The organism is Nocardia sp. NPDC005978, from assembly GCF_040614455.1.
Classification (GTDB): domain Bacteria; phylum Actinomycetota; class Actinomycetes; order Mycobacteriales; family Mycobacteriaceae; genus Nocardia.
Window position 1 is genome coordinate 50,581 of record NZ_JBEXUS010000048.1, and the last position, 9,189, is coordinate 59,769.

Annotated in this window: 8 protein-coding genes and 1 pseudogene; 4 read left to right on the forward strand and 5 right to left on the reverse strand. The window is 67.9% G+C overall.

Translation table 11 applies throughout. The features are described from left to right. Positions 1-115: 115 nt before the first annotated feature. From ABZ319_RS22160 to rpmH, 5 genes are all read right to left on the reverse strand, one after another. Positions 116-676 (reverse strand): protein jag, encoded by a 561-nt coding sequence (locus ABZ319_RS22160; protein ID WP_354988351.1) that lies wholly within the window; start codon positions 674-676, stop codon positions 116-118. 57 nt (positions 677-733) lie between these two features. Next, complete coding sequence (gene yidC, locus ABZ319_RS22165; protein ID WP_354988352.1) at positions 734-1,804, reverse strand: membrane protein insertase YidC; 1,071 nt, start codon at positions 1,802-1,804, stop codon at positions 734-736. A gap of 4 nt (positions 1,805-1,808) precedes the next feature. Then, positions 1,809-2,153, reverse strand: a complete 345-nt coding sequence (yidD, locus tag ABZ319_RS22170) for a membrane protein insertion efficiency factor YidD (protein WP_354988353.1) — start codon at positions 2,151-2,153, stop codon at positions 1,809-1,811. Continuing rightward, positions 2,150-2,557, reverse strand: a complete 408-nt coding sequence (gene rnpA / locus ABZ319_RS22175) for a ribonuclease P protein component (RefSeq protein WP_354988354.1) — start codon at positions 2,555-2,557, stop codon at positions 2,150-2,152. Before rnpA ends, yidD begins: the two co-directional genes overlap by 4 nt. 109 nt (positions 2,558-2,666) lie before the next feature. Beyond that, positions 2,667-2,810 (reverse strand): 50S ribosomal protein L34, encoded by a 144-nt coding sequence (gene rpmH / locus ABZ319_RS22180; RefSeq protein ID WP_209885332.1) that lies wholly within the window; start codon positions 2,808-2,810, stop codon positions 2,667-2,669. 585 nt (positions 2,811-3,395) lie between these two features. Between rpmH and dnaA the strand changes: the two genes are divergently transcribed. The 4 genes and pseudogenes from dnaA to ABZ319_RS22200 all read left to right on the forward strand — a co-directional run. Next, entirely contained in the window at positions 3,396-5,243 is a 1,848-nt protein-coding gene (gene dnaA, locus ABZ319_RS22185) for a chromosomal replication initiator protein DnaA (RefSeq protein WP_354988355.1), read from the forward strand. A 927-nt stretch (positions 5,244-6,170) separates the two neighbouring features. Further along, on the forward strand, positions 6,171-7,340 hold the full coding sequence (gene dnaN / locus ABZ319_RS22190; protein ID WP_354988356.1) for a DNA polymerase III subunit beta: 1,170 nt from the start codon (positions 6,171-6,173) through the stop codon (positions 7,338-7,340). Between the two features lie 277 nt (positions 7,341-7,617). After that, complete coding sequence (gene recF / locus ABZ319_RS22195; protein ID WP_354988357.1) at positions 7,618-8,790, forward strand: DNA replication/repair protein RecF; 1,173 nt, start codon at positions 7,618-7,620, stop codon at positions 8,788-8,790. A 219-nt stretch (positions 8,791-9,009) separates the two neighbouring features. After that, positions 9,010-9,189, forward strand: a pseudogene (locus tag ABZ319_RS22200) (hypothetical protein); the annotation flags it as partial.

A 9,189-nucleotide genomic window follows, 5' to 3' on the forward strand; every position in this document is an offset into this window, starting at 1 on the left:
AACGGGCGCGGCGCGAGTGTTCGGAACACGCGGCGCTGAACATCATCTGCGGCTGCACAAAGCGTAGGGCCCCCGGTCGACTCGACGCGGGGGCCCTGGCTTCAACGGGTGCGTGTCACTCGGGCAGCACCACGACCCGCCGGTTGGGCTCGACGCCTTCGCTCTCGCTGATCACGCCGTCCTGGGCGGCGACCGCGTCGTGCACGATCTTGCGCTCGAACGGGGTCATGGGGGAGAGCGCCTCGCGCTCGCCCGACGCCTGGACCCGCTTGGCGGCCTCGGTGCCGATCTCACTCAACTCCGAGCGGCGCTTGGCCCGCCAGCCCGCCACATCCAGCATCAGCCGGCTGCGCACACCGGTCGACTGCTGCACCGCGAGCCGGGTCAGTTCCTGTAGCGCGTCCAGCACCTCGCCGCGCCGGCCGACCAGCTTGGCCAGATCCTTGCCGCCGTCGATGCTCACGATGGCCCGGTCGCCTTCGACGTCGAGGTCGATATCACCGTCGAAGTCGAGGACGTCGAGCAACTGCTCCAGGTAGTCGCCCGCGATCTCACCCTCTTCGATGAGGGCTTCCTCGGCGTCCACCACGGGCTCCGCCGTGGCCTCCGATGCCGCCTCCGGTGCCGCCGTCGCAGCCGTCACAGTGGGGTCCCCTCCGTCGGTTTCAACAGTCATGGTTGGTTCCTTCATCTGGAGTTGTCGGCGCGATGCGCCTCAGTAGGCAAGAGCGACTCAGCGTCGGCGCTTCTGATTGGCGCGTCCCCGATTGCCGGACCGCTTCTTGTTCGCGGTCGACTTGGCCCCGTTCTGCGTGGCCTTGGGAGCGGCGCCGTTCTTGGCGGCGGTGTCGGAGCCTTCGGCGGTGACGGCGTCCGCGACATCCTGCTTCTTACGCACATCGACCGGCTTGGCGCCCGGCTTCGGCGCGTTCTGCGCGCGCCGCTCCAGTGCCTGCTCCTTCTTCTCCTGCTCTTCGCGCTCCATGCGGCCGAAGACCAGGTGCTGCTGCGCGTAGGTCCAGATGTTGTTCGCGACCCAGTAGATGAGGATGGCGATCGGCAGGAACGGGCCACCGACGAGCACGCCGAGCGGGAAGACCCACAGCGCGAGCTTGTTCATCATGGCGGCCTGCGGGTTGGCCGCGGCCTCCGCGCTCTGGCGTTCCACCGAGGCGCGCGCGTTGAAGTGCGTGGCCAGACCGGCGATCACCATGAGCGGCACCGACACCGCGATGATGGCGACCTTGCTCGGCACCCCGCCGTATTCGGCGAAGGACTGCAGCACGGCGGCGGGTTCGGTGATGAAGCCCGAGAGCGGGGCGCCGAAAAGCCGTGCGGTCAGGAAGGATTGGACGTCGCCCGCGCTGAAGATGTAGTTCGGCGTGTGGGCGTTGTCGTACGGCGACATGCCGAGCTGACCCCAGCCGGTGCCGGTGCGGTTGAACGAGCGCAGCACGTGGAACAGACCCAGGAAGACCGGCACCTGCAGCAGCACGGGCAGGCAGCCCATGAGCGGGTTGAAGCCGTGGTCCTTCTGCAGCTTCTGCATCTCGAGCGTCATCTGCTGACGATCGTTCTTGTACTTCTTCTGCAGTTCCTTGATCTGCGGCTGCAACTCCTGCATCTGCCGCGTGGTCCGGACCTGCTTCACGAAGGGCTTGTACAGCACCAGCCGGAGCGTGAAGACGAGGAACACCACGGCCAGCGCCCAGGCGAAACCACTGTCGTCGCCGAGGGCCCACCCGAAGACGCGATGCCAGAACCACAGAATGGCCGACACCGGGTAGTAGATGAAATCGAGCACGGCGTTATGTACTCCCGTCGTTCGTATCGCCGGTCACCGCGGACGGCGACCCTTCATTGGCTGATGCCGCGTGCCGGCGACGCGAACGTTCCGGTACGGGGTCCCACCCACCAGGGTGCCAGGGCGCACATTTGGCCAGTCGCACGGCCGCCAGTCCGAGTCCGACGAACAGTCCCCGGGTGCGCAGGGCGGTCACGGCGTACTCGCTACAGGTGGGCGTGAACCGGCACACCGGCATGCGGGTGGGGGAGATATAGGTCCGATACAGCTCGATGAGGAATATCAGAGCTTTGGCCGGGAAGCGGGCAGCGGCGCGCCCCAGGGCGCGAGCTCGGCTCAGCGCGCTCATGAGCGGGTGCCTGCGCCGGGATCGGCGCTCGCTTCACCCGTGCCGGCGAGTTTGCGCAGCCCGCCTCTGACTTGCCGTTCGAGATCGGCGGAGGAGGCATCGGCGGCGCCCGGCAGGGCGCGCAGCACGATGTCCATGGAGTCGGGCAGTTCGGCCGCGATACTCGCGCAGATATGACGCAGGCGGCGGGCCACCCGGTGGCGTACCACCGCCGGACCCACCGCCTTGCTGACGATCAAGCCGAAACGCGGACCGCCCACCCGTATGGATGGAACCGATCCGCTCGACTGATGGTCGTGTAGCAGTACGTGCACAACGAGATCCCGCCTCCCGATCCGCCGGCCCTGGCGTACCGTCCGGGAGAAGTCGGTACGCCGGTGCAGCCGATACGGCTCAGGCAACACCTGAGCCGCCGACGCAGTGCGGGCGGGGGAGCGACCCGGGATACGACGAGCCGGAGTTCCGGCTCCACGGCGAGCCGTGCATACGTCGCCGCATCTCGGGGTTGTCGAATCAGGCCGTGAGAGTCTTGCGGCCCTTGCCACGGCGCGCCGACACGATGGCGCGACCCGCACGGGTACGCATCCGGAGACGGAAGCCGTGGACGCGCGCCCGACGACGGTTGTTCGGCTGGAACGTCCGCTTGCCCTTGGCCACGGTCAACACTCCTCTAGGTGGTGGACGGCACGATGCCGCCCGAAGCTTTATCGGTAAATCAGTGTGCACGACGCTGGATCGATGAGATCCCTCGGTGCATACCCCTTTGTTTCGGCACGGGCAGCAGACAGCCGCCACCGCACCATAGGGTGACTGTAGAAGGGTACTGATCTGCTGGACGAGGGTCAAACTCGGGGTAAAGCACGGGATCTCGAGCCCAGCGCGGCCGTTGCCGGCCCCGGCCCGAGGCCCGCCACGCCCATCGTCCCGGGTTCGCCACGCGGCTCATCCTGCGGGTTGGTGCGCACGCGCTGTGTTCATGTACGGTCCTTATCTGCGTCAGAGACCGCGGGTTAAGTTGCCAGCCATTAGCTGAAGAACCGCAGGTCCGCGCCGAATTATGGCAATCCACCGGGATGCGACACGCATCCCCAGGTTGTCCACATCTGTGGATAATTGTGTGGAAAGACCCCTGAAGTGGCATATTCGTGGAGCCGACGGTGCCCGCCGACGCTTGGTTTGGGGAAACCGAGCAGTGCCTGCCCGTTTGCTCCAATCGACCTTGCTCCGGGGAGGACTACGTTCGTGGACGACGAGCAGAATGTGCTGACCGCTGTCTGGCCGGAGGTGATCGCAGAGCTTGCGAGCGGTTCCGCCGACGGTGAGATCCAGCCGGTCAGCAAGGCTCACAAGGCGTGGCTCGGCATTATCGAACCCATCACCTTCGCACAGGGATTCGCCCTGCTCTCGGTGCCCGGAACCATGGCGCAGGAGGTTGTGGAAAGAGATCTTCGCGAGCCCATTCTGCGATCGCTGGCCCGGCGCGGACTTCAGGTCGAAGGGCTCGGCGTGCGTATCCGCGCCCAGCAGAACTCCCCGGTGGATCGGGCCCCGAGCGCGCCCCGGCACGCCCGCATGACCTCCCGCCCCGAACGCCCGCGTGAGACCGATCACGCACCCGGCGGCTACCAGCCGGCGCCGCCCGCACCGGTCCCGGCGGACCGCCCCGCGCCGCACTACCAGGCACAACCGGAGTACCCGGCCGGCCGCTACAACGCTCCACAGGACTACCCGACCGAGTACGGCGAACGCGAGACCTATCCACCTGTGGAATTCGGGCAGCCGCCGATGGCCGAAGAGTTGCCACCGCCGCCCGCACCCGAGCCGCAGGCCCCGCCGCGGCGGCGGGAACCGCATCGCGCCCCGGCCATGCCCCCGGGGCAGGAGTCGTTGTTCTCGCCCGAGCCCGACCCGGAACCCACGCCGCTGCCCGCGCCGCCCGCGCGCCGGCCCGTCGACGAGGATCACCACGACGACGAGGAGCCGGTGGTCAACGCCCGCAACTCGTGGCCGTCCTATTTCCCCAGCAAATCGCCCGAGCGCGAGACCCCGCAGCCGCCCTCGGCGAACAGCCTGAACGCGAAGTACACCTTCGAGACGTTCGTCATCGGCGCGTCCAACCGCTTCGCGCACGCCGCGGCGGTCGCCATCGCGGAGGCGCCGGCCCGCGCCTACAACCCGCTGTTCGTTTGGGGCGCTTCGGGTTTGGGCAAGACACACCTGCTGCACGCGGCCGGCCACTACGCCCAGCGCCTGTTCCCGGGCATGCGGGTGAAGTACGTGTCCACCGAGGAGTTCACGAACGACTTCATCAACTCGCTGCGCGACGACCGCAAGGTCGCCTTCAAACGCCGCTACCGCGAGACCGACATCCTGCTGGTGGACGACATCCAGTTCATCGAGGGCAAGGAAGGCATCCAGGAGGAGTTCTTCCACACCTTCAACACCCTGCACAACGCGAACAAGCAGATCGTGGTCTCCTCCGACCGGCCGCCGAAGCAGCTGGCCACGCTGGAGGAGCGGCTGCGCACCCGCTTCGAGTGGGGCCTGATCACCGACGTGCAGCCGCCGGAGCTGGAGACCCGCATCGCCATCCTGCGCAAGAAGGCGCGGATGGATCGGCTGGACGCACCGCACGACGTGCTCGAACTCATCGCCAGCCGGGTGGAGCGCAACATCCGCGAGCTGGAGGGCGCCCTCATCCGGGTGACGGCCTTCGCCTCGCTCAACGGCCAGCCGCTGGACCTGGGCCTGGCCGAGATGGTGCTGCGCGATCTCATGCCCGACACCGCGACCATGGAGATCACCGCGGCCACGATCATGGCCGTGACCGCGGAGTACTTCAATACGACGCTGGAGGAGCTGACCGGTCCGGGCAAGGCGCGCCCGCTGGCCCAGGCCCGTCAGATCGCCATGTACCTGTCCCGCGAGCTCACCGACCTATCGCTCCCCAAGATCGGGCAGGCGTTCGGCCGCGACCACACCACGGTCATGTACGCCGAGAAGAAGGTGCGCAAGGAGATGACCGAGCGGCGCCGGGTGTACGACCAGGTGCAGGAACTCACAGCCCGAATCAAGCAACGTTCGCGCTGATCCACAACTAACAGGCCCCCACGTCCGCTGACGTGGGGGTTTGTTGTTTTCGGGGTTGGGGATTCCTCGAGGAGTCCTCGAGGAAAGCCTGTGGAATCCTCGAGGAATCCTCGAGTTGTGCACGGGTTCATGCACAGGGCTCGATCCACAGGGGTGCACAACCGGTTGTCCACAGTTCCCACAGGTTCGTTCATCCTCGAGGTCTGACCTGGGGTGATGGGAGTTGTGCCCTGTGGATTCCTCGAGGACTCCTCGAGGAGTCCTCGAGTAAACTCCGGGTTGTCCACCGATTCGCTCCCATGTGAGCAGGTGGGCCCGAAACCGGGGAGCAACTCGAGGATGACTCGAGGATGAATGTGGAAACTCGCCGTGCTTCCACAGCCACTCCGCGTTCATCCTCGAGACACCCTCGAGACATCCACACGCCGCCACACCCTCGGACCTGCGGAAACCGGGGAAGTCCACAGTTTCCACACCGCCTACTACTACTTCAGTTCTCTCTAATTAGATTTCTCTTTTAAAACAGGTGTGTGGAAACTCGGTCTGGGAGTGAACGGTTCGGCGGGCAGTCGCTCCCGACTCGAACGAGGCCCGGAGAAGGACGGGGACGATTCGTCCACACGCATCCACACCCGCACGCCGCACATCGACACCCACTCGCCACGACCGCCGGAGTCCATACCGCTTTCTCGCTCATGACGGCCGGTCCGTTTCACTCGCGCGTCCGTGACCACTTCGAACGCCTCGATCGCGGTTCCCCGACTCGGTGGGAGGGTCGGCGCGCGTGCGCGAACGATGCGCGGGTACGGTTCCATGTCGGCCCCCTGTGCGAGACTGCGTAGGCGGCTTCCGGGGGAGAGGGCTTGTTGCCCCCCTGAGAAATTCGCAGACCACGATCTATCGAGACTGGGAGAGGACAGCCGGGCGATGGAGCTTGCAAGCATGAAGTTTCGGGTTGCTCGCGAGGACTTCGCCGAATCCGTAGCCTGGGTGGCCCGCAGCTTGCCGTCGCGGCCTCCGGTCCCCGTGCTCGGCGGTGTACTCCTCGTGGCGGACGAAAGCGGTCTGACCGTTTCGGGATTCGATTACGAGGTCTCCGCGCAGATGCGGGTGGCCGCCGAGGTGGCCGGGCCCGGACAGGTGCTCGTCTCGGGCCGCCTGCTGGCCGACATCACCAAGGCGCTCTCGAACAAGCCCGTGGACGTGTCGGTGGACGGCACCCGGGTGCTGATCGCCTGTGGCAGCGCGAAGTTCTCGCTGCCCACCATGCCGGTCGAGGATTATCCCCAGCTTCCCGAACTTCCTCCCCAGACCGGTGAACTCGGTGTGGACGTGTTCTCCGCCGCCGTCGCGCAGGTGGCCGTGGCCGCCGGCCGCGACGACACCCTGCCGATGCTCACGGGCATCCGGGTGGAGATCGAGGGCCCCAAGGTCGTCCTGGCCGCCACCGACCGCTTCCGGCTCGCCGTGCGCGAGCTGGAGTGGAATCCGGGCCGCGCGGACGTGGAGACCTCGGTGCTGGTCCCGGCCCGCACCCTGTCCGAGTCCGCCAAGACGCTCGGCGCCTCCGATCAGCCGGTGCAGCTGGCGTTCGGCACCGGCAGCGACGGGCTGCTCGGCATCGTCAACGGCGGCCGCCGCACCACCACGCGCCTGCTGGACGCCGAATTCCCCAAGTTCCGCCAGTTGCTCCCCAAGGAGCACACCTCCATCGCCACGCTGACCGTGAGCGCGCTGACCGAGGCCATCAAGCGTGTGGCCCTGGTGGCCGAGCGCGGCGCCCAGGTGCGCCTGGAGTTCTCCGAGGAAGGCGTGATGCTCTCCGCCGGCGGCGACGACGCCGGTCGCGCCGAGGAATGGCTGGACGCCGATTTCCGCGGTGAGCCGCTCACCATCGCGTTCAATCCGGGCTACCTGGTCGACGGCCTGTCCGCGCTGCACACCGACAAGGTGACCTTCGGCTTCACCACGCCGAGTCGCCCGGCGGTGTTCGTGCCCGCGCCGGAAGAGGATCCGGCACAGCTGGATTCGGGTGCGTACGCGGCACTGGCCAGCAGCTACATCTATCTGCTGATGCCGGTGCGGCTCCCGGGCTGATCTGTGCACAGTGTTGACAACCCTGTGAAAAACTCGGCGCGCGTAGAGGATTCGATTCCTCTGCCCGCCGGGTTTTTTTCGGTGCGCGTGGTGATTCCGCCGCGCACCACCGCTGCCGCTGCGCCGCGGCCGCGCGCGCTGCCCGGTACCGCGGCGTTTCTCCCCAGGCGGGTACCGTTTCTCCCCAGGACGTCACCGCCGTTCCCCGGTGCGGCGTCGCGGTTCGGCGGCGGTGCGGCGCGGCCGGTCGATGCGAAGGGCACGGTGGACTGACCGGATGTACGTGCGCACCCTGTCGCTGCGCGATTTCCGGTCGTGGGAAGCCGCCGAGCTCGAATTGACGCCGGGCCGAACGGTTTTCCTGGGTTCCAACGGCAACGGCAAGACCAATCTGATCGAGGCCGTTGGCTATCTGTCGACGCTCGGTTCGCATCGGGTGTCCGCCGACGCCCCGCTGATCCGCATCGGGGCCCAGCGCGCCCGGATCGGCGCGACGGTGGTGAACACCGGCCGCGAGCTGCGGGTGGACATGGAGCTCAATCAGGGCGTCGCGAACAAGGCGCAGATCAATCGGTCGCCGGTCCGGCGCCCGCGCGAGATCCTGGGGATCCTGCAGACGGTGCTGTTCGCGCCGGAGGATCTGTCGCTGGTGCGCGGAGATCCGTCCGAGCGCAGGCGGTTCCTGGACGAGCTGGCCACCGCGCGGCTGCCGCGCCTGGCCGGGGTGCGCGCGGATTACGACAAGGTGCTGCGCCAGCGGTCGGCCCTGTTGAAAACCGCGGGGCGGCATGCCCGTTCGGGTTCGCGCGGGAACGAGCTGAGCACCCTGGACGTGTGGGACGGGCATCTGGCGGCGCACGGCGCGGAGTTGCTGGCCCAGCGGCTGCGCCTGGTCCACGAACTCTATCCACACCTCGCACAGGCCTACGGTTCGATCGCCCCGGAGTCGCGACCCGCGTCGATCGGTTACCGAAGCGGTTATCTCCCACCGGAATTGCTCGATCCCGCGCGTTCTCCACAGCCCGGTGACGACACCGATCTCGAGGCGATTCTGCTGCGGGAGCTGGGGAATGCGCGGCAGCGGGAACTCGAGCGCGGGGTGTGCCTGGTCGGCCCGCATCGTGACGATCTGGACCTGATGCTCGGCTCGGCCCCGGCCAAGGGTTTCGCCAGTCACGGCGAATCCTGGTCCTTCGCACTGGCTTTGCGGCTGGGCGCGTTCGAGCTGTTGCGGACCGCGGGCACCGATCCGGTGCTCATCCTGGACGACGTGTTCGCCGAATTGGATCGGCGCCGCCGGACCGCGCTGGCCGCCGTCGCGGCCGGGGCCGAGCAGGTGTTCATCACCGCCGCGGTGCCCGAGGATGTGCCGCCGGAGCTGGAGGCCGCGCCGATGCCGGTGGAGACCACGGGCGAGGCCGACCACCGGGCCTCGCGGATCGCGCGCTGATCGCGCGGGTTGTCCACAGCTGTCCCCAATTCCCCAGCTCTGTCCACAGGGCACGCGCACGACGGCCGTGGCGCGAGTGCGACATCACCGCCCGGCGCGGCGGTGTCCGTCGGCGGCATGCGGCAGAATCCAGCAGGATCGCCGGGCGCGGCCGCTGCCATCCGGGAGCGCGCGTGCGGATCGGCGCGAGCGCGGCATCGATGCGAAGGGACAGGTGGAATGGCCGAGCAGCCCGAACCCCGGGACCCCGATCGTTCCGCCGCGAGCGGTGCGGCGGGTCCCGAATCGGAATTGCGCGGGGTCGATCTCGCGCGCCGGGCGCTGGAGGAGGCGCGGGCGGCGGCCCGCGCGGCCGGTAAATCGGTCGGCCAGGGGCGCTCGTCGCCGCGGACGGGCGGG